Here is a 20679-nt window from a genome sequence, read left to right on the forward strand (position 1 = left end):
TTCAATTACCTGCTCAGGTGCTGTTTCATATCTTTAGTGCTATTTATACCATCGTAGAACTGGATCAATGATCCTTCCTTTCCTGAGTAGATATAGGTGGAGGGGAAGTTTTGCGGGTCGAAAAGTGTTATAAACTCGCCAGCTGGATCGTGCAAGAAAGTGACATTTGGTTTTTGATCCAACCCTTTGGCATATTGTTGCGTATATCGATCAACATCCTCCTTTTCTCCCATCGATATGAAGTAAAAAGACGTCGACGAGTTCCATTGCTCCCAGTTTTCAGCGATATCATTTCCTAGCTCTTGGCAGTGGCCGCAGCCCGGATCATAAAAAATCAACACATTGACTCCTTCCATGGCCAATGAATCTACGGTAAAACTCCTACCATCATCGTATCGACTAAACTGTTGAAAAGCCGGAATCTGATGTATGTCCTGAGCTATACCAATATTGATCGAAAGAATAAGAAGAAAAAAAGTTAAGAATACTGTTCTATGTTGCATGCTTTGCCATTTTATTCGTACAAATAAAAGTACGAGTTATTGTTGACGTTTTTGCTGATGAGGAATGCATTGACTGTAGAGATGTAGCCACTTCTACAGATAATATTGCTAGATCCTAGGTAACCAGAAACTTTCTAAAATGGTATGCAACTTCCTCGCGCGTTAGCGCTGTATCCTCAATTTGGCTACGGTATATACAAGACTTCGTAAGTCCTGATTGATACCACGTATGGAAGCTTGTAATTCGTTATGCATGTTGGCCAAATTGCGAAGCTGCTCTGCTGTGTATGTGCCGCCATCTTTAAAATACAACATGGCTAAATCCTGCACATCGGTTTCCTCATCCAAACCATACTTCGCCCAGCGCATACGTATAGACTCAATCAACGAAGTATTGGCAGTATTACTAAACGTCTTTTCGTTCAAAATTGACCAAAGTGACAAAGGATAAATATTATCTGCATTTGTACCATACCATATGCTGTGCAACATGTTGCGTTCGATACGCATGTCCACTTTTTTTTCATGCGGTTTCAGTGCCCAGAAACCCAGTACCGCTGAGCCAACTCCGCCGGAGATATTAATCACATTGTTAACAGGATTATTTTCGAATGCAGTACTGGCTAGTGCGGTGGCCGATCCCAAAATTATCGACGCAACAGTTAACCGCGACACGATGCGATTGTTACGCTTTTCAACATAGTTGGCCAATTGCTCGATTCGCTCACCGTTACAATCCAACTCTGCAGCAATCGCTTCTAACTCTGTACTAAAGATGAGGTAATAATCGATAATGTGTTGCCTTGCAACGAGGCTCTCCAACGTATCTGAAGCTAATAAATATTTATTGATATGGGATATCAGACCTATATTTTTGCAAAGTGCAAAGTCGTGTTCGGATAATAAACTCCTAACGGCAACACTATCTTGATCTGAGAATCCAGCAAAACTAATCTCTTGATCATATTGGACGTTGGGCGTACAATAATTAGCAGTCAATGTGCTTACTTTAGCTGTTTGAACTGTAGAAGAGCAACCACCGAGCAACGCGACCAATACATATGCTCTAAAAAATTGTGTCAAAAGGCATATTGATGAGATTCTCATGGTTATAGTTTGGTTATATTGCCAAGGTAAAGAAATACATTAATAGCCGCCACTTTTTAAACCTCGTACTACGCGCAGCAAAGATCGTGCGATTCTTTTTACGGCATCTTACATCTAATCATGGTGGTTTCTAATGAAGATGAAAATTGCACTTTCGATGTTCGTCACTAAAACACCCTCGTACTTGACCAAACAAATTTGTTTGTGTTGGACAATGCGATAATTACCTTGAACTGAATACTAAAAATGCAATTGATCCAATAAATGGAAAGATAAGAATTCCTATAATCCATAATAATCGGCTCGTACTGCTTAAAGATGGAGAGTTAAGCACGCGATAAATCGCATATACCACTAAGGCTAAATGTAATATTAAAAGAATGATTTCCATAAAATAGATACAAAGTTGGTCACGAATAGGGAGCAATTTACCAAAATATTTAAAAAATCAATATCTTTAAGAAGGAAGAGGTCGATATATGATTGCTTAACTTAGCGTAGCACAATCATATGGCTCGACCGTACCTATTCTGCTAACAGGTGAAGTAAATTATTTGATACATCTACCCTATCAGAGGCATAAAAAAAGAAGTATTTCAAAAACTAATGATGCATTGAATGCTCGTTGAGTAATAATTTCAAATTCTTCTCTATCTTTGGCACCTGAAAATATGATGGTAATTTGCTGTAAGCGATCTACTGTTATATTTAAAATACCTAGACGCGGGCGCTTAGTAAAGCATTGGAATTATAATGAAGATATGAGAAAAAAGGTATTGATTTTTGAAGATGATCCAGCGACTGCTGAATTTTCGGGCATTCTGGCAGAACAGCTTGGGTTTGATACCGCATATCGGACTACCACGGCAAACGTAATCACAGATGTGATACAAGAATCTCCAGATCTAGTGATCATGGATAATTGGATTGCGGGAGAAGGCGGATACAAATCCATTGAGTTGCTAAAAGCTAATCCTAGCACGGCTCATATTCCAATAGTATTCTATTCTGCAGGTAACGATTTTGCGCAAATAGCGCACGGTAGCAAAGCAGATGCTTATCTCGTAAAACCTTTCGATATTGGCGAATTTGAAGAGATTATATCCAGATTATTAGCATAAAAAAAATTAAGCTAACGAAAAAGCGAAACATAATTAGATTAGGAACGTTGTTGCAGGTAGTTCAACCATCTTAATCATCTACCATGCCTGAATATACAAAGGCTTTAAACAAAATATTTGGAACAGCCCTCGACGCATCTGTCGATGGAGTAGTTATTACAGATAATTCGCAACCTGACAATCCAATCATATACTGTAATCAAGCCTTTTCTGAAATTTCAGGTTATTCGATCAATGAGATTATTGGCCATAATTGTCGATTCTTACAAGGCAGTGATAGGAATCAAAAAGCGCGGGCGGTTATCTCCAAAGCCTTAGCAGAGGGAAAATCATGTCAGGTAGATATTAGAAACTACAAGAAAGATGGCACACTATTTTGGAATGAACTTTCCATATCGCCAGTGTTGGACGAAGATGGTAATGTGACACATTTTATAGGTATCCAAAATGATATATCAAGGCGTAAGGAAGCAGAATACAATTTGCTGCAAGAAAGAGAAAACCTAGAGAAACGCGTACGCGACCGCACTAAAGACCTAAAGGAGCACGAAGAATTTCTAAAAGGCATTGTTGAAACCATTCGCGAAAGCTTGCTCGTATTAGATCCTGATCTTAATATTGCGTTGGTCAATAAACATTTTGAAAATTTTTCAAGATCAATGGCAATCAACTGATTGACAACAAACTTACAGAGGTTCTAGAAGGTTCATGGAATATTCCCGAACTTGTAAATCTGCTCAAAAATGTACTGCCTTCACACAATCCCTTCGAAGGATTTGAGGTGGCACATGCATTCCCGTATATCGGTATTAAAAGACTATTGCTCAATGCCTCTCAGATTTCCGTTGATGGCGCCTACAAAAATTGGATCTTGCTCGCTATAGAAGATGTAACAGAAAGACATGTAATCGAGAAGAAAAAAGATGATTTTATCGCTATCGCAAGCCACGAGATGAAAACACCCATCACTGTGGTACAAGGCAACTTACAACTTCTTGAGCGCATGCTAAATAAAGGAGAAGTTGCAGGATACGAAACGCGGCTAACGCATGCCATGGAATCAGTGGAGAAGCTGAAAAGATTAATAATTAATTTGCTAGATACTTCGCAACTGACCTCCGGCACAAAAAATAAAATGCCTTCGGTAATTCAGATCGATCAGATTATTGAGCAACCAATGCGTGAGGTACACTCGATTTTCAATAAGCACGAGATACGAGTAATTGGTGATAAGACCTTAAACATTGTGGGCGATAAAAACCAATTGATGCAAGTAGTTACTAATTTACTGACGAATGCCGCAAAATATTCACCAGATGCGACTCAGATCGTACTGCACATCGGACGGGTTGGTAACTATGCAAAAATCTCGGTTAAAGATGAAGGCATTGGTCTGGCAAAGGAAAATCACACCCGTATTTTTGAACGTTTCTATCGCGTATCGAGCAATGATAATATTTTTTTCGGCGCAGGAATAGGACTTTACATATCGCAGCAAATCGTGATTGATCACGGTGGCACTATTTGGGTGGAAAGCGAAATTGGTAAGGGCTCTGTTTTCAGCTTTACGATACCGCTATCAATTTGATCATCAGTTCAAATCCGTCCTATCGGCACCTTTGTGATTCATCTGAGTATAGAATAATATACCTCCTAAAGCATAGCAAATGACATCCCACCAATCCGCAACGAACAAGGGTTGAATAAGTGGAAATATTACCTCAAATAAAACGGCTATCATTACAAAATAATAGAAAACCGTAGATAGTGGCAAGGTATACTCTGCTGTCTTCCCAAAGAGATAACGTCTTTCCCACAAAATCAGATACAGCGTTAATGGCATCATTAGAATAGGATCTAGGTACGAATCGACCCAAGGCAGATGTACCGCAAAAACCCACTGTAAAATTTGATGTGCCACAAATAACACCGCACACAGCAGAAACCAGGGATGCAAAAAATGTGCGAAACAATTCTTCAAAGCAATAAAAAGAATATAAGACCCGAAATTATTAGCATGACTGGCGAACAAGCTAATACAAATAGGATAATAGGGATCTTTAGAATTGATTTTCCTATTTGGACCCACGGATCATCGTTCGGATCTGGTTTACACCATGCGCTAAATTGCGATATTTTGTTTGTTATCCAGTCCCACAGTTGCGCACGTGTATTTTTGCCAGTAAATCCCATTATTAAAAATTTAGTTATGCTAGAAGTACTTAACTCTATAACAAATAGATGTATGGCGAGTTTTCACAGATTTTTTAAGCGCATTAAATAGCGGTATGTAGCATAATATCAAATTTTTCGCTGGCAGATTCTACTAAGCTTTTATGCAGTTAGTATCTTCGCAAAGCGTATGCGCGCGAACAAGTTTGTTGGAAGCGTTTATATAAAAGTGAAAATTCTTTTATGTTTGCATCACTTCAAAAAAACGGCAGCAAATCACAATAGTCATATAGGCTTATATCAAATTAGTAATTTATGGAAGAATTAAAAGCACTCATAGTAGGAATTGTTCAAGGATTTACAGAATTCTTACCAGTTTCTTCAAGTGGGCACATCGTCATTGTACAAGAACTACTTGGATTGGACTTTGGTGAGGAAAACCTCACATTTGCCATTGTACTACATTGTGCGACCGCTCTTAGCACCATTGTCGTGTTTAGAAATGATATTTTACAGATTATTAAAGGATTACTTACTTTTAAAGATAAGAACGCCATCAATTTCACCATTCATGTGGTGATTTCTATGATACCTGCTGCTGTCGCTGGCTTATTTTTTTTAGATACGCTCGAAGCGCTATTTTCGGATCTAAGGATAGTTGGCTGTTCGTTGCTAATAACCGCTTTACTGCTATATTTCGCGGATCGACAAAATACTAATGATGGAGGAATTTCAAATATCAAGGCATTAATAATTGGTCTATCTCAGATGATGGCTGCTATTCTTCCAGGCCTCTCTCGCTCAGGTAGCACTATTGCTACGGCGATCATTTTGAAAGTGGACCGGACCATTGCTGCACGATTTTCCTTTTTGATGGTTCTGCCATTGATATTGGGAGCGACACTCAAGAAATACCTCGATGCTTCAGGAAACTTAGATAGTACAAGCGCGACCGACGCAATGTCTACCTCTGCTTTGGCTTTAGGTTTCGTAGCCGCCTTTGTATGTGGTCTTGTTGCTTGTAAGTGGATGATCGCTCTTGTCAAAAAGGCTAAACTCGTCTACTTTTCCTATTACTGTGGCCTAGTCGGACTTTGTGTATTACTGTACACCTTCATCGCTATGTAGAAATGTTGAGAAACCTTGCATTTTATATCCAAGGTAATGATCTGACCTTTAACAAAGGCAGACAGTGAAAAACATTTTATCCTCAATAGTGTCGAGTATTTATACTAATTTGCAAGTTATATTTTGCTGGATTGGTAGACGCCAATCACATCCTAGCTGCCAGGCCATTTATAGCGCTGCAAAAAGCACTAATTATATTTTTGATCATGCAAAAAATTAACCTTACCGTATTTAAACAATTTTTTAAATCTGCCAATGCTGGCGGCATCTTATTGCTGATCTGCGTTGTACTTTCTCTAGCAATAGCCAATAGCCCTTGGAAGTATGATCTGCAAGCGCTTTTGGATTATACATTTGGAATAGAATATGGTGCATTACATTTGAGATATCCAGTATTACTATGGATAAATGATGGTTTGATGGCTGTATTTTTTCTATTAGTAGGTTTAGAAATCAAACGTGAGGTGGTCGAAGGTGAATTATCTTCTCCTAAAAAAGCCTCTTTACCCATTCTTTGTGCGATCGGTGGCGCGATTGTACCTGCCCTTATATATCTAAGCCTAAATAGCGGAGCGACCACGGAAGGTGGCTGGGGTATCCCTATGGCTACCGACATTGCATTTGCACTAGCAGTTATCAATGTTTTAGGCAAAAGGATACCTGCCAGTTTAAAAATATTTCTGGCGGCTCTTGCTATTGTTGATGACCTGATAGCCATACTTGTTATTGCATTTTTTTATTCGTCGGGTATTGAGTTTACCTATTTGCTATATGCTGGTCTTGGATTAGTTGTACTACTTTTGATGAACCGGTTCAATATACTTAACCCCTATCTTTATCTGATTCCGGGTATTTTTATCTGGTATTTTGTACACCATTCAGGTATTCACGCTACGATCGCAGGCGTACTAGTAGCCATGACGCTACCAACTAATGATACGGATATCGAATCGCCATTAGAAAGATTAGAACATGCGCTTGTCCGCCCAGTTAATTTTTTGATTATACCCATTTTTGCCTTTGCTAATACTAACATTACTTTAGAAAGTGAGATGATCGGCGGGTTGGCAGCACCGCTAGGGCTGGGGATAACTTTAGGGCTTTTGCTGGGTAAACCGATTGGCATCTTCTTAACCACATTGTTATGCGTAAAATCGAAAATTGGCTTACTGCCGGAAGGCAGTCGATGGATTCATATCGTTGGTGTTGGTTTATTGGCCGGCATTGGCTTTACGATGTCTATTTTTATTTCTCTGTTATCATTCAGTGATCCACTACATATATCTGAGGCCAAGTTATCCATCCTATTAACTTCTTTATTGGCAGGTGTTAGTGGTTATCTGGTGCTTCATTTTAGTTCTAAAAAAGTGATTCCTGAGAAAAAGAAGCTCGATAATGATACGATAACGATTGGGAAGGCACTGGATTAATAAAACCATATTTATATGCGATATGTGTTAATATCCTATTCAATTTCTCGTCATAGATTATCCTTTTTTGGTTGGTTTTGTCTCGCTTTTCCATATAATTAAAACAATAGGAAAATTTCGACAAGGTGATCTCCCTTGGTCTAGTTTTTGCAAAGTGAGGTTATGGGAAAAAGATTAATTACTGTAATCATGGTGGCCTGCACGATGTTATTTTGCTTTACATCGTGTTATACTCATGGACCACGATATGGTCATGGGCCTAGACATGGACATGCAAAAGTGCATAAAGGAAAACATGGAAAGAAGCATGGTCCACGTCATCACAAAAAAGGAAAACGTAAACACCGTGGCGGAGCAGGTCGAGATGAAAACCTATTTCCGCGACGGAGATAATGCAGCTAGTACTTATTGATTTTAGAAACGCTCCATCTTCTACCATGGAGCGTTTCTAATATACTCCTATTTGCAGTGAGCTAATTCTACTAGAGACTAAAAGCAAATATCTTGGACGAAGGTAAAAGAACGAGGTGAAAACCTACGAATTAAGTTAATCTCGCTGTTTAAAAATAACTTTACATACCGCTATCGGGGTAAAAATATATTATATTTGAATATAATAAAATCTGCTAATACCATCTAGAATATATATTTGTGAGAAAACGTATCGCTATCTTTGCCTCAGGATCAGGTTCCAATGCACAAAAAATCATGGAGCACTTCAAATATTCGGACGTCGCGGAAGTAGCAATCGTCTTGAGTAATAATCCCGATGCTTATGTGCTACAACGTGCAGATAATTTTGAAATTCCATCGCATGTTTTTGACAAGGCCGCTTTCTATCAGACAGATGAGGTAGTAGATATTTTGAAACGCTTAGAAGTCGATATGGTCGTGTTGGCCGGGTTCCTGTTACTCGTACCTGAAAACCTGTTGAAGGCTTTTCCTAACAAAATCATTAATATTCACCCCGCATTATTACCCAAATTTGGAGGCAAAGGCATGTATGGCGACCGAGTGCACAAAGCAGTGTTGGCTGCAGGCGAAAAAGAGCACGGCATTACAATTCACTTTGTGAATGAGCATTTTGATGAAGGCGAGGTAATCTATCAAGGGCGCTTTGCAGTAGATGCAAGCGACACGCTTGATATCATCAAGTTTAAGGGTCAGCAACTCGAGCACCTACATTATCCCAAAGTTATCGAAAACTTGATCAAGAAATACAACTAAATAACTCATTTATTACTACCTTTGCGGCTTCATAAGCAGAAGATCATGAATCACGCCGTTAAGATTAAAAATGCCTTGGTTTCCGTTTATTACAAAGACGGATTAGCCCCTCTTATTGAATTATTAAACAAATATGGAGTTACCTTCTATTCTACAGGTGGTACCGAATCCTTTATTAAAGATTTGGGCATTGGTGTGGAGCGTGTAGAAGACCTCACTTCATATCCTTCAATACTAGGCGGCCGTGTAAAAACTTTGCATCCAAAAGTATTCGGTGGTATCCTATCTCGCCGTCCATTAGATAGCGACAAACAACAGTTGGCAGAATATGAGATTCCAGAAATTGACCTAGTAATCGTCGATCTGTACCCATTTGAAGAAACTGTTGCATCGGGAGCTCCTGAGCAGGATATCGTAGAGAAAATCGATATTGGTGGTATTTCTTTAATCCGTGCTGCCGCCAAAAACTTCAACGATGTGGTGATCATTTCTTCGAAAAATGATTACAAAGAATTAGAAGAAATCTTAGCAGCACAAGCTGGCGTAACGACATTGGAGCAACGTAAATCATTCGCAAAGCGAGCTTTCAACACATCTTCGCATTACGACACGGCGATTTTCAACTATTTCAACCAAGAAGATCCTCTTCCGGTATTCAAACAATCAGCACAGCAAAGCCAAGTATTGCGCTACGGCGAAAATCCACATCAGCAAGGAATATTTTATGGCGATTTGGACAAGATGTTTGATAAACTTAATGGAAAAGAGCTTTCGTACAACAACCTTGTGGATGTAGATGCGGCAGTTGCTATCATCGACGAATTCGAAGATCCTACTTTTGCGATCTTAAAACATACAAATGCCTGTGGTGTGGCTTCGCGCCCGACGGTAAAAGAAGCATGGACTGCCGCCTTGGCTTGTGATCCTGTTTCTGCTTTTGGCGGTGTATTGATCACAAATGCCACGATAGATGCAGCAACAGCTACAGAAATCAATCAATTATTTTTTGAAGTCTTGATCGCGCCAGCGTACGAAAGCGATGCGTTGGAAATCTTGACGACCAAGAAAAACCGCATTATCCTAAAACGCAACGAAGTAAGCTTACCTACGCAACAATTCAAAACGCTGCTCAACGGAGTGATCTTGCAAGATAAAGACAATACGGTAGAAGGTCCGGAGTTGATGACGACGGTAACGGAAAAACAACCGACCGAAGCGCAATTGGCGGATCTATACTTCGCGAACAAAATCGTGAAACATACGAAATCAAATACGATTGTATTTGCGAAAGACAATACCTTGATCGCTTCTGGCGTAGGCCAAACTTCCCGCGTAGATGCCTTAAAACAAGCGATCGAGAAGGCAAAAGCGTTTGGCTTTGATATTAAAGACAGCGCGATGGCATCGGACGCATTCTTCCCATTCCCTGATTGTGTGGAGATTGCTGGTGAAAATGGCGTGGCAGCAGTACTACAGCCAGGCGGCTCGATCAAAGATCAACTTTCCATCGATATGGCAAACGAAAAAGGCTTGGCGATGGTGATCACTGGTGTACGCCATTTCAAGCACTAATCGCTATATACAGCACATTTATACAGATCCCTTCCTCCACGAGGAAGGGATTTTTGTTTACCATCTTTTTTAGTCACTAGGTATTTCACTTTTTCCTTTGCAATTCCCTATTTTTGCGCTAACATGTCAGACTTAAAATACAATCAACGAGGTGTCTCGGCCGGAAAAGAGGACGTACACAATGCGATCAAAAACATTGATAAAGGCCTTTATCCACAGGCATTCTGCAAAATCATCCCTGATATACTCGGTGGTGATGCAGCTGGTGCAATATCATGCATGCTGATGGCGCAGGCACCAAATCATCGTTGGCATATGTGTATTGGAAAGAAACTGGCGATGCGTCAGTATGGCGCGGTATCGCGCAAGATGCTATCATCATGAATTTGGACGATTTGCTGTGCGTAGGTGCTACCGACAACATTTTGCTTTCGTCTACTATTGGTCGCAACAAAAACCTGATTCCAGGTGAAGTAATTGCGGAAATCATCAATGGTACAGAAGAAATCTTGGCAGAACTACGTGACATGGGCATCGGCATCTATTCTACTGGAGGCGAAACGGCCGATGTAGGCGATATCGTACGCACGATTATCGTGGATAGTACGGTAACTTGTCGCATGAAGCGCGAAGAGGTGATCTCGAATCACACGATTCAAGCAGGCGACGTGATTGTAGGATTAGCTTCGTATGGAAAAGCAAGCTACGAATCGCAATACAATGGTGGTATGGGATCCAATGGATTGACTTCTGCGCGCCACGATGTATTCCACAAAGCGATTGCAGAGAAATATGCAGAAAGTTTTGATCCAGCAGTGCCTTATGATCTTGTCTTTAGTGGCAATCGCTCGCTAACAGAAAAAATTGCGATCGGCGATGGGCAAGAAGTGACAGCAGGACAATTGGTACTGTCACCAACGCGTACGTATGCCCCTGTAATCAAAAAGATATTGGATCAGCATCGTGCACAGATTCACGGTATGGTACACTGCTCTGGTGGTGCACAAACGAAGGTATTGCACTTCGTGGATAATGTACACGTAATTAAAGATAATCTATTTCCAATTCCGCCGCTTTTTGAATTGATCCAGAAAGAATCCGGCACAGATTGGCAGGAAATGTACAAGGTATTTAATATGGGTCACCGCATGGAATTGTATGTGCCACAAGCCTTGGCAGCTGACATCATCGCGATCTCGAAATCATTTGACATTGATGCGCAAATTATCGGCCGTGTAGAAGCTACAGACAAAAAGCAAGTTACTATTCAGTCGCCATATGGCGAATTCGTATACCATTAGAGGTATCCAAAACAGCGTATGGTAAAAGAAAAAAAGATCATAGGACGCGCAGAAGTTGTAGATTTACCCGAATTAGGGCTTTACAATGTGCCTGCAAAGATCGATACAGGTGCCGAAACCTCGGTGGTACATTGCGAAGATATGCAGGTGCTCGAAGAAGGTGGGCATATGTATATCTTGGCGCACATTGCGGCGTCAGACGATTCAGATGAAACCCTGGAAATACGATTCCCGGTACACCGAGAACGTACAGTAAAAAGCTCTTTTGGCCAAGCTGAAACGCGTCATATTTTTCGCACTAAAATTAAAATATTCAACGAGCTGTACGACATCAAACTCTCCTTCAGGGATCGTTCTGCTATGACATACCCTATGCTCCTTGGCCGCAATTTTATAGCAGGGAAATTTTTGGTGGATGTCTCGAAAAGAGATCTAGGCCAAAACTTGCGCTAAAACTTATCCACTCTTTCTTTGTTTTCCTTAAAAACTACGTTTTGAAAATTGCCATTTTATCAACAAATAAAAATTTGTACTCTACAAGGCGTCTTGTAGAGGCTGCACAGGAGCACGGTCACGAATGTGTGGTAATCGATCATAGCAAATGCTATGTCGGGATACAACAAGATAAACCCAGCATACATTATAAAGGTCAGGATATTGCCGGTATTGACGCGATTGTACCACGCATTGGTTCCTCGGTCACTTTCTACGGGTCGGCGATCGTTCGTCAGTTTGAAGTAATGGACGTGCTGTCGGCCAATCCCAGCCAAGCAATCACGCGCTCAAGAGACAAGCTACGTTGTATGCAAATTTTATCGGGTGCTGGTTTAGGTTTGCCTATCACAGGATTTGCTCGCACGGCTTCCGATGTTGACGATTTGATCAGTATGGTGGGCGGCGCTCCTCTCGTGATCAAATTATTGGAAGGCACGCAAGGTATTGGTGTGGTGTTGGCCGAAACCAAGAAAGCGGCTTCTTCTGTAATTGAGGCTTTCTATGGATTAGGAAATAATATTTTGATTCAGGAATATATCAAGGAGTCCAAAGGGTCGGATATCCGCGCATTTGTGGTGGATGGTAAAGTGGTCGGTGCGATGAAACGCACGGCGAAAGAGGGCGAGTTTCGCTCTAACTTGCACCGAGGTGGCAGTGCCGAAATCATAAAGTTGACTCGTAAAGAACGAGAAACCGCAATCTCAGCAGCCAAAGCCATGGGTTTAACGGTCGCTGGTGTGGATATGTTGGCTTCCGATCGTGGTCCATTGATTCTCGAGGTAAACTCTTCGCCTGGATTAGAAGGTATTGAAACGGCAACTGGGAAAGATATCGCTTCAGAAATTATTAAGTATTTGGAACGACAGCATGAAGCAAAAATGGCGCTAAAACCAACCGTTCGTGTAAAACGCACTGTTAAAAAAGAAAGCAAACTCTAAGGGTTTGCTTTCTTTTTTAACAGTGCTTTCCCGCGTCTCGGGAAAGCTGGAAAGTTAGGATAAAAACTCAGCTAGAAGATGTGATTACTGCGATTTTCCGGCCGGATTCATCAACTGAATGGCTTGTCGAATATAGTTGTAATCTGGATTGGATCCATATTCGTACTCTGCATGATACGCACCTATACCGCCTTTTTGTCCCTGTGTAGGATTCCAATTGGCAAAACCAAGTAAGGATGGAATGCGACCTAAGCTGGGGTCTAAAAAGATAACTCCGCCTGCCCTCCACCCCTGTTCAAAATCTTCTGCCGGAATGAATTTGTGTGGCGGCAAAACTCCATTAAAACCAAAAGCATCATATCGAATCTGCAATATAATTGGCGATGAAGAATAGTAAGCTTGTTGCACATAATAATCTATGTATGGTTCAATACCTCTTTCATTATAGCCATCTATAATTAGTAATTTTCCAGAATTTGACCTGGGGCCTAAATAGTTGGAAAGGGCTTGGAACAGACGCTGCACCGAAAGTGATCCACCAGCATCTGAGCCCAAACCATCGTTGCGACCGAAAACACGATCTCGCTCGCCCTGCTCTCCCGGTTCGTAGTCTAAGTCAAACCCATCCAAACCGTATCTGGTAATAGTATCTGATATGGCTTTAGCAACGCTATCAATCGCTTCGAAAACAGACCTTTCTTTGACAGTTGGAAAATGCCTATCCATCATATCATCTACACCAGAGCCAAATAGTACCCAGACGAATTTGGTGCCCTTCTCTCTTCTAATCCGTTGCAACAGATTCGCATTATGCGAGCCTTCGGGTGGATAGCCGCCCCACAAACTAACTATATCGACACTGTCTGGAATTTGATCATAAACGCTTGACACGCCTGGTGTTCCTGCTCTTCCTGTATCACCAAACCACCCAAAAAATATTTGATGATCGCTGGCTTTGTAAGCGCGCAAATTTTTGTAATACTCTTCCGAGCGTTGAATAACTCGGGGTACTTTGATAGCTTGAACCTCATTCTGTTTCTGGCAAGAAAAGAATATGGGTAAAAACAATAATAGGAGTAGGAATATGTTATTAATCGCTTTCATGATATTCATTGTTTTTAATTACACCTTACATCTGGCAACCAGGTCACTGCACGATTTGCGATTGCATTGTATCCATTGCCGCTCAGATCATTCGCAATATTTCCACTTCCTTCATTAAATTTCCAGTACGCAATCAAACCTTCGGAAGATGGATCTATGCCACATGCACCATTGACCAGTTCGGATTGTGTCAATGCTCTAGACCATAGTTTGGATTCGCTGATGTAACCATCTAACAATCTTCCGCGTTCAGAGAAACCAATGTGAAAGCCACCCATCCAATCGTTGGTCAAATCTATGGTACGAACGACATTATTACTTTGCGCTACCAATCTTCCATCCACATATACGAATAGAGAACTTCCGTTGTACACTACTGCAACATGGTACCACACGTTTGGTGAAAATGTCATCCCAACATTAGTGGCTGTAACGCCGCCTGCTATTTGCAACTGGTTGTTGCCGACAGAAACATCGCCAAAGCGCATCAAAAAAGTTTCTTCGATGCCTATAATGCTACTAATAAATGGGCTGAGAGTTTGAAAATTATTGACCATCACACGAGTTTCCATAGTGATGGCTCGTAATGCATTAAGATTCGAACTGGAAAAGTCTACCCTAAAGAAGTTGTTAGTCAAAGATGCTACGGTAGAAATGATAACTCGGTTTACGACGACATAAATTGTTTGCGAAGCCTCTAATATAGATATGCCGTTTGCTCTGGTAATTGTAATCGGCATCAAATAAGATTCGCCGTCTCTAAAATCGGCCACAGATAATACTCTAAAATTCACTCCGGAGGATATGGTTGTACCTCTCATAATGGTCAAAGTAGATGATTCTAATTCAAAACTTCCGGCAGGTAGAGGGGAATAATTATTACCTGTTCTCTCATTATATGCTTGTATCAAGCTGATATCTGTATCAATTTCAACTTGGATATCTCGTTCTGCCAATTGCGAAGAGCTCACCGAAATGGATAGTTCTCCACCATTGTCAGACGCTGATAAGGTAGTGGTGACGACACGTTCTGCGGCCGTGATGTAAACGGATTGATAATCTTGAATATCGTTATTACTGCAAGAAAGTCCACATACACTCAGAAACATGTAGATGCTTATATAAAATGTTTTTTTCATTTCAGTATGATTTATTATCATTGAATAGTTTTTATTTCTTATCCCACCATACTTTCGTAGCCCCATTGTCTGGCCCACCTAGCAAGGTTAGTCCTCTGGTAACTTGTGCGCCATTCTCTTGATATTGTAAGCGTGGATAGGGTAGCCTACGCACCTGTAAGTTGGTAGGCACTGTTCCATTACTTCTATTTAACACGATCGGAAAGATTCGTGGATAACCTGTTCTACGGAATTCGCTCCATGCCTCTTGGCCATTGGGGTACAACGCAATCCATTTTTGCGTAATAATGCGTTCTAGTTTTTCTTCAAAATTTGAAGATTCGGACCAGGCTATAGTTATAGTTGATAATGCGTTAGTATTATTGCCGGCGTTGGCAGGATCCACATAATTTTGTGGTCGACTTGTTGTGTTATTCAAATAATCCGCTGGTATAGCCACAGCAGTTTCTTGAAAAGAAGCTCTAATTCCAGCCTCGTAGAAGGTCTGTGCTGTACCCCCCATATTCCATCCGCGTATACTTCCTTCGGCTAGTAAAAAATAAATTTCTGATGCTAACATCCACGGGTAGGGCGTAGCGTCTTCCACATTTAGCGTGGAGAAAGGTTCATAAAGACTGCGTGTAACATTGATTCCTGACCGAACACCAATGTACTGATTGTTTAGACCGGGAATATTGGACAAATTAAAATAATTGCGGATTCGAGGATCTTGATAACCCAATAAAATTGATTGCATACTTGCACCCATCCGCGTTTCTTGGTATACCACTGACAGTGTGCGTAGTGGATTTTTATACGGAAAGGCAATTGCTACTGCACCTTGTAAGGCATTGTCTGCGGTGGTGGACAATAATCCTGCCGGATGGCTTGCGGCTTCTTCGGCATACTGCTTAGCTCGATCTGGATCCACGTAAGCCATACGCATCGCTAATCGCAGTTTTAATGAGTTGCCAAACCTTGCCCATCTACTATAATCTCCACCATAAATCTTATCATACCTAGCCAGTGGCCTTCCAGCTTGCGCACCTAAAGTAAATAGCGTGGATATGGCACGATCCAATTCTGGGAAGAAAGAATAGTAGATGCTATCTTGTGCATCATAGCGAGGTGTAAATGTGCCGGTACTGATGGAAGAATAGGGTATTGGGCCATACATATCGGTGGCACGTGATATTCCAGTAATTTTTATGATTTGTGCCACGGAGAATTGCAGGCTGTCATTATTGATGTCGGTAGCACTTTTAATGGCATTCCAAGATGCCATCAGTCTTCCCGTTAGAAGAAACTGTTCATTTACCCAATCAAGATTAAATCCGTAGGTCAAATTATTGGTATTCCCACCCCAATCGCCCGCAGCTCCCATAAATCCTGAAAACATATCTGCTGATAGATTATTAGATATTTGGTAGCTGTTTACAAAGTCAGTTCCTGAACCTATATCTCCCGCTGGAATCACGGCATCAATCATAATTGGAAAGTTTCTTCCAGTAATAAAATTATCTGCCTCGAGTTGATCTAAGGTGGGTCGATATGGATCGGTATTGAATGACGCATAATCTTTGTTGCAGGAGCTTGAAAAAGCCATCAAAGCGAACAGTAAACCTAACTTAAACCCTAATTGTACATATTTATTCGCACACATCATATCTATTCTTTCTTTGATAATCATTAAAACTGAACATTTACTTGAAAACCGAAACTGCGATAACTCGGCTGCTGAAAATAATCTATACCTTGATAATAAGTGCCCGTAGAAGCGGTAGACTCCGGGTCGAAAGGTGCTTTGTTATAAAACATAAATAGATTACGGCCAGTAGCAGATATACGGATTTGATCTATCCTATTGCCGAAGTAGTTGCTATGGAAAGTATAGCCGACAGAAGCTTCACGCAGACGAATATTGGTGGCGCTATAGGTATAATAGCCTAACAACCCCACCGAGCCACCAGACGCTGCACCAATGACATTATAGAAGTTTTGTACGTCAGCATATGTTCCGCCATAAATAGATACTCCACCATTGTCTCGATCTCGGGCAGATTGGGCAGATACGCCATGAGCATCCATAATGGATTGCGTAGCAGAAACGCCAATACCACCAAATCGACCATCGACCAAGAAGGATGCATCGAAGTTTTTGTACGCAAAAGAGTTGCGCCACCCTAGATTGAAATCCGGAATGGTTCTTCCTATATAACGCTGCGGAATACGCATCGTCTGAATACTACCATCAGCAGGGTCGACCCACAAATTGCCTTGATTATCTTCTCTTAGTACTTCTGAAATGTATAGGTCTGACATGGAGCCTCCGACCACCAATAGATTTTGTAACGAACCTAATGAACCCATGCTAAGGCTATCTCGCCCAAAAATTTCACCAGTTATTGGATTGGTAAACCCTTCGGATAGACGATTAATTCTATTCCTATTTAATGTGAAAACTACATTACTATTCCAACTAAAATCTGCTTTATTCAGGTTATAGCCCAAGGTGGCTTCTATTCCTCGATTTTCAATATCACCTGCGTTATAAGAGAACTCCGAGAATATCGATCCTGATAGTATGGGCCGGGTTAGCAATTGATTGGTGGTATTGGCTTTGTACACTGTAGCACTTAAACTTAAGGCATTATTGAATAATTTGAGATCCAAACCTGCTTCGTAAGACTGAGTATGCTCTGGGAAATACTCAGGGAATGGTGCTGGATTGAAGAATCTACCAAGGTCAAAAACGGGATTTGTAACACCAAATCTCGGTGGGTTACTTACGGCCGCGTAAGATACGCGGCCTTTTAAAAATGATATCACGGAAGGCAATTGCACCATTTCACTAATCACACCCGATAGCCCCACGGAAGGATAGAAATAAGAACTAGTAGTCGCAAATCCTGGTGGCAACTGTGATGGCCACTCATAGCGTCCGGTAGCATCCAAAAACAATCTATTTTTATAATCGAACTGGACTGTGGCAAAAGTAGATTGTAGCTGCGTTCTTAGATAGGATTGAAATGATTGCGGATCCATATTATCTACCGTAGTAAATAGATTAGCGATACGTGTCAAGTTTCCTGAAACCATTAATCCATCAATATGATCATTTTGGAAGGAGCCACCAAAATTGGAAGTAAAGTGCAGATCTGGAGTGATCTCCCTTCTAATCTGACCTATCAAATCCAAATACAGATTTTTATTGGTAGTTTTCCCTGTAGAATAAAACCCAAATTCGGAGGCAAAAATACCATCTGTACTAGCCGGCAACTTGATTTCATTGTGATTAATCGAATTGTCTAAACGCACTCTTCCACTTATATCAAACCATTCTAATACTTTGTATTTTGCTGTAGCACTTAGCATGTATCGGTCCAGATCATTGGTATTAGACTGCGAATTAGCTATCCAATAAGGGTTTTGAGCAGCTAGGCCTAAATTCCCGTACGGCCAAAATTGTTCGGGGATATTACGATCGGTATTGTGGCGAGCATAGATTTGATACTTACGGATATCATCTCCTGGCGGAAATAAATAAATAGGCAGAATTGGATTATGAAATTGCCCTTGAGCCACCATATTTCTATCATTAGTCTTGACGTACATCGCATTGAAATCGGTGGTTAATCGATCGGTCAATTCGACTGTATGGCGTAGGTAAAAATTATATCGGTTATATGTGTTGCCTGGAATAATGCCTTGGGCATTATTAGTTGCTGCTGAGAAAAAGGTTTGACTTCTTTCAGAACCGCCAGAGAAACTAACAGAATTGGCAATATTATGCCCCAATTGAAAAAAATCTCTAGGATGATACGTGGATGGTGTGGGAAGCTTGTCCCCCCAACTGGCGTACTGGAGTGGATCATTTTGTCCGTATGTATTTTGAAACTCAGGCATTACAAAAGGCTGAAAGAAATCAGAAGTATTGGATACTGAGATTTTTAGTTTGCCGATATTCCCTTTCTTGGTGGTGACCAGAATGACTCCATTAGCACCTTGATTACCATACAGTGCTGTTGCAGATGGTCCCGTGAGTGCAGAAATACTTTCAATATCATCCGGGTTGAAACTTGAAATTCCTTCACCCGACACAGCACCCTGAAATGCTCCATTAGTGATAGCACCACCATTCACATTGGGCAATGGTATACCGTCTACCACGTAGAGTACATTATTATTTAAACTGATGGACTTCGTACCGCGCATCACTACTCTCGTAGCTCCTCCAATTCCTGACGAACTCGCATTGATCGTAACCCCAGCTACTTTACCCGTCAAAGCATTTACAAAGTTCGCATCCCTGTTTCTGGTTAACTCTTCTCCCGCAATCTCCTGTACAGCATACGTTAACGATCGTGTCGATTTTTTGAGACCCAAAGCCGTAACGACGACTTCCTCGACTTGGTTATTACCGGAAGTCATCATGACTTCTATTCGCGTATTATCACTTAAACGAATTTCCAGTGTCTCGTACCCTAAATATGAAAATACTAGAACTTGCCCAGCATCACCGGAGATAGAAAAGAGTCCAGTCTCATCACTTAACGTAGAGCTGTTAGAACTTTTGTTTGTTACGGTAACGCCTTGTATTGCTACACCCAGATTATCTACTATTTGCCCCGTATAGATCTGATCGGCGGGCTGCACAAATAAGTTATCATGAAATATGGTAAATGTAATGCTCTTAGAAGCAGTATACGCAAGGGATGGACTTGAAAAAAGTAGTAGTAGCAAAAACAAATTTATAGAATCGCTTTTCCAGAACATACAGCGCTTACATAGTATCTTTAGCACTCCCTTTTTAGTTGTATTTATTAGCATAAGCTTAGCAATTGGTTTAATAGTTAGTTTCCAAATATGGAAAAGCATAAGCTGGTCTTTATGGAAGAACCTGAGCGCGCTACAGGACATTAATAAATGACCAGTATATAAATATTCATACCTTCAAACAGTAACTAGGTATTATTGGTAAATACACAGCGGTTACGACAGTGACGACGACTATTTACTAACCATATTCGCCGAATTTTTAGGCTATTTTAAATAAGTGACCTGTAAAGCCGTACTAAGCATTGTTTACGTACGGATAGATGTATATCTGCAAAAAAATGATAACAGAGTAATACATCCCTCCCAAGCTGCTATAAATAGTTAATTAGTATATTTTTGTACAAATTAAATAATTTACTATGTCTTAAAGAAATATATTTTCAAAAAAAATTATTTATGGCTCATTATTGTTAATGATTAGAGTTTAAGAATGAATGCTCAATACGTACACTACCTGCCTTTTATGAAATATGAACACAGTAATTGCTTACAGGAAAAATTCACAGTTTGAAACATAAAAAAATGGTGTGCTAAAGGAAAAGAAATAGGCAAAAGAAATCATAGATGATCTCAAAATAAATGGTAAGCTATCAGACACTAGTTTTGAAGGGATTATGTAAAACA

Annotated in this window: 17 protein-coding genes and 1 pseudogene; 10 read left to right on the top strand and 8 right to left on the bottom strand. The window is 40.6% G+C overall.

From position 1 onward, the window contains the following. Window positions 1-5: 5 nt before the first annotated feature. The 3 genes from A0125_RS14645 to A0125_RS16680 form a co-directional block, all read right to left on the bottom strand. Window positions 6-503 carry a peroxiredoxin family protein gene (locus tag A0125_RS14645; protein ID WP_066757972.1) on the bottom strand — a complete coding sequence of 166 codons (498 nt, stop codon included), beginning with the start codon at window positions 501-503 and terminating at the stop codon, window positions 6-8. A gap of 162 nt (window positions 504-665) precedes the next feature. Next, a complete protein-coding gene (locus A0125_RS14650; protein WP_156472569.1) occupies window positions 666-1610 on the bottom strand; it encodes a hypothetical protein in 945 nt (314 codons plus the stop codon). A gap of 223 nt (window positions 1611-1833) precedes the next feature. Beyond that, window positions 1834-2001 (bottom strand): PLDc N-terminal domain-containing protein, encoded by a 168-nt coding sequence (locus tag A0125_RS16680; protein WP_082785053.1) that lies wholly within the window; start codon window positions 1999-2001, stop codon window positions 1834-1836. A gap of 370 nt (window positions 2002-2371) precedes the next feature. Here A0125_RS16680 and A0125_RS14655 point away from each other — a divergent pair, with 370 nt between their 5' ends. From A0125_RS14655 to A0125_RS14665, 3 genes are all read left to right on the top strand, one after another. Beyond that, window positions 2372-2731, top strand: a complete 360-nt coding sequence (locus A0125_RS14655) for a response regulator (protein ID WP_066757977.1) — start codon at window positions 2372-2374, stop codon at window positions 2729-2731. A gap of 83 nt (window positions 2732-2814) precedes the next feature. Beyond that, entirely contained in the window at window positions 2815-3405 is a 591-nt protein-coding gene (locus tag A0125_RS14660; protein ID WP_066757980.1) for a PAS domain-containing protein, read from the top strand. Between the two features lie 107 nt (window positions 3406-3512). Further along, window positions 3513-4319 (top strand): sensor histidine kinase, encoded by an 807-nt coding sequence (locus tag A0125_RS14665; protein ID WP_066757983.1) that lies wholly within the window; start codon window positions 3513-3515, stop codon window positions 4317-4319. Window positions 4320-4322: 3 nt separating this feature from the next. Here A0125_RS14665 and A0125_RS14670 read toward each other — a convergent pair whose 3' ends face one another. Beyond that, entirely contained in the window at window positions 4323-4712 is a 390-nt protein-coding gene (locus A0125_RS14670) for a hypothetical protein (RefSeq protein WP_197464893.1), read from the bottom strand. A 506-nt stretch (window positions 4713-5218) separates the two neighbouring features. Between A0125_RS14670 and A0125_RS14680 the strand changes: the two genes are divergently transcribed. The 7 genes and pseudogenes from A0125_RS14680 (at window position 5219) to rimK (ending at window position 12994) form a co-directional block, all read left to right on the top strand. After that, window positions 5219-6031: an undecaprenyl-diphosphate phosphatase gene (locus A0125_RS14680; RefSeq protein ID WP_066758004.1), complete on the top strand. Its 813-nt coding sequence runs from the start codon at window positions 5219-5221 to the stop codon at window positions 6029-6031. A gap of 206 nt (window positions 6032-6237) precedes the next feature. Then, window positions 6238-7461, top strand: a complete 1224-nt coding sequence (gene nhaA / locus A0125_RS14685) for a Na+/H+ antiporter NhaA (protein ID WP_066758049.1) — start codon at window positions 6238-6240, stop codon at window positions 7459-7461. Window positions 7462-8112: 651 nt separating this feature from the next. Beyond that, the gene (gene purN, locus A0125_RS14690) at window positions 8113-8688 is read left to right on the top strand and encodes a phosphoribosylglycinamide formyltransferase (protein ID WP_066758007.1); all 576 of its coding nucleotides are present in this window, start codon (window positions 8113-8115) and stop codon (window positions 8686-8688) included. Between the two features lie 45 nt (window positions 8689-8733). Further along, entirely contained in the window at window positions 8734-10260 is a 1527-nt protein-coding gene (purH, locus tag A0125_RS14695) for a bifunctional phosphoribosylaminoimidazolecarboxamide formyltransferase/IMP cyclohydrolase (RefSeq protein ID WP_066758009.1), read from the top strand. A 123-nt stretch (window positions 10261-10383) separates the two neighbouring features. Next, window positions 10384-11561 (top strand): annotated as a pseudogene (locus tag A0125_RS14700) (AIR synthase related protein). An 18-nt stretch (window positions 11562-11579) separates the two neighbouring features. Then, window positions 11580-12014, top strand: coding sequence for an ATP-dependent zinc protease family protein (locus tag A0125_RS14705; RefSeq protein WP_066758010.1), 435 nt, complete (start codon window positions 11580-11582; stop codon window positions 12012-12014). A 41-nt stretch (window positions 12015-12055) separates the two neighbouring features. After that, complete coding sequence (rimK, locus tag A0125_RS14710) at window positions 12056-12994, top strand: 30S ribosomal protein S6--L-glutamate ligase (RefSeq protein WP_066758011.1); 939 nt, start codon at window positions 12056-12058, stop codon at window positions 12992-12994. Between the two features lie 84 nt (window positions 12995-13078). Here the strand turns inward: rimK and A0125_RS14715 are convergent, their stop codons facing one another. Genes A0125_RS14715 through A0125_RS14730 form a run of 4 tightly spaced genes read right to left on the bottom strand, consistent with a single transcriptional unit; the run spans window position 13079 to window position 19992 of the window. Beyond that, on the bottom strand, window positions 13079-14098 hold the full coding sequence (locus tag A0125_RS14715) for a glycoside hydrolase family 18 (protein WP_197464894.1): 1020 nt from the start codon (window positions 14096-14098) through the stop codon (window positions 13079-13081). Between the two features lie 14 nt (window positions 14099-14112). Beyond that, window positions 14113-15237, bottom strand: coding sequence for a DUF1735 and LamG domain-containing protein (locus tag A0125_RS14720; RefSeq protein WP_197464895.1), 1125 nt, complete (start codon window positions 15235-15237; stop codon window positions 14113-14115). Window positions 15238-15268: 31 nt separating this feature from the next. Continuing rightward, the gene (locus tag A0125_RS14725) at window positions 15269-16882 is read right to left on the bottom strand and encodes a RagB/SusD family nutrient uptake outer membrane protein (protein WP_231863242.1); all 1614 of its coding nucleotides are present in this window, start codon (window positions 16880-16882) and stop codon (window positions 15269-15271) included. 23 nt (window positions 16883-16905) lie between these two features. Continuing rightward, window positions 16906-19992: a SusC/RagA family TonB-linked outer membrane protein gene (locus A0125_RS14730; protein ID WP_231863243.1), complete on the bottom strand. Its 3087-nt coding sequence runs from the start codon at window positions 19990-19992 to the stop codon at window positions 16906-16908. Between the last annotated feature and the right edge of the window lie 687 nt (window positions 19993-20679).

Source organism: Sphingobacterium populi, assembly GCF_001586775.1.
In the GTDB taxonomy this organism is placed as follows: Bacteria; Bacteroidota; Bacteroidia; order Sphingobacteriales; family Sphingobacteriaceae; genus Sphingobacterium; species Sphingobacterium populi.

Excerpts from the sequence above, each read along its gene's own strand:
- A0125_RS14645 (WP_066757972.1), bottom strand. The coding sequence starts at position 503 with ATGCAACATAGAACAGTATTCTTAACTTTTTTTCTTCTTATTCTTTCG.
- A0125_RS14650 (WP_156472569.1), bottom strand. The coding sequence starts at position 1,610 with ATGAGAATCTCATCAATATGCCTTTTGACACAATTTTTTAGAGCATAT.
- A0125_RS16680 (WP_082785053.1), bottom strand. The coding sequence starts at position 2,001 with ATGGAAATCATTCTTTTAATATTACATTTAGCCTTAGTGGTATATGCG.
- A0125_RS14655 (WP_066757977.1), top strand. The coding sequence starts at position 2,372 with ATGAGAAAAAAGGTATTGATTTTTGAAGATGATCCAGCGACTGCTGAA.
- A0125_RS14660 (WP_066757980.1), top strand. The coding sequence starts at position 2,815 with ATGCCTGAATATACAAAGGCTTTAAACAAAATATTTGGAACAGCCCTC.
- A0125_RS14680 (WP_066758004.1), top strand. The coding sequence starts at position 5,219 with ATGGAAGAATTAAAAGCACTCATAGTAGGAATTGTTCAAGGATTTACA.
- nhaA (WP_066758049.1), top strand. The coding sequence starts at position 6,238 with ATGCAAAAAATTAACCTTACCGTATTTAAACAATTTTTTAAATCTGCC.
- purH (WP_066758009.1), top strand. The coding sequence starts at position 8,734 with ATGAATCACGCCGTTAAGATTAAAAATGCCTTGGTTTCCGTTTATTAC.
- A0125_RS14705 (WP_066758010.1), top strand. The coding sequence starts at position 11,580 with ATGGTAAAAGAAAAAAAGATCATAGGACGCGCAGAAGTTGTAGATTTA.
- A0125_RS14715 (WP_197464894.1), bottom strand. The coding sequence starts at position 14,098 with ATGAAAGCGATTAATAACATATTCCTACTCCTATTATTGTTTTTACCC.
- A0125_RS14720 (WP_197464895.1), bottom strand. The coding sequence starts at position 15,237 with ATGAAAAAAACATTTTATATAAGCATCTACATGTTTCTGAGTGTATGT.
- A0125_RS14725 (WP_231863242.1), bottom strand. The coding sequence starts at position 16,882 with ATGATGTGTGCGAATAAATATGTACAATTAGGGTTTAAGTTAGGTTTA.
- A0125_RS14730 (WP_231863243.1), bottom strand. The coding sequence starts at position 19,992 with ATGTTCTGGAAAAGCGATTCTATAAATTTGTTTTTGCTACTACTACTT.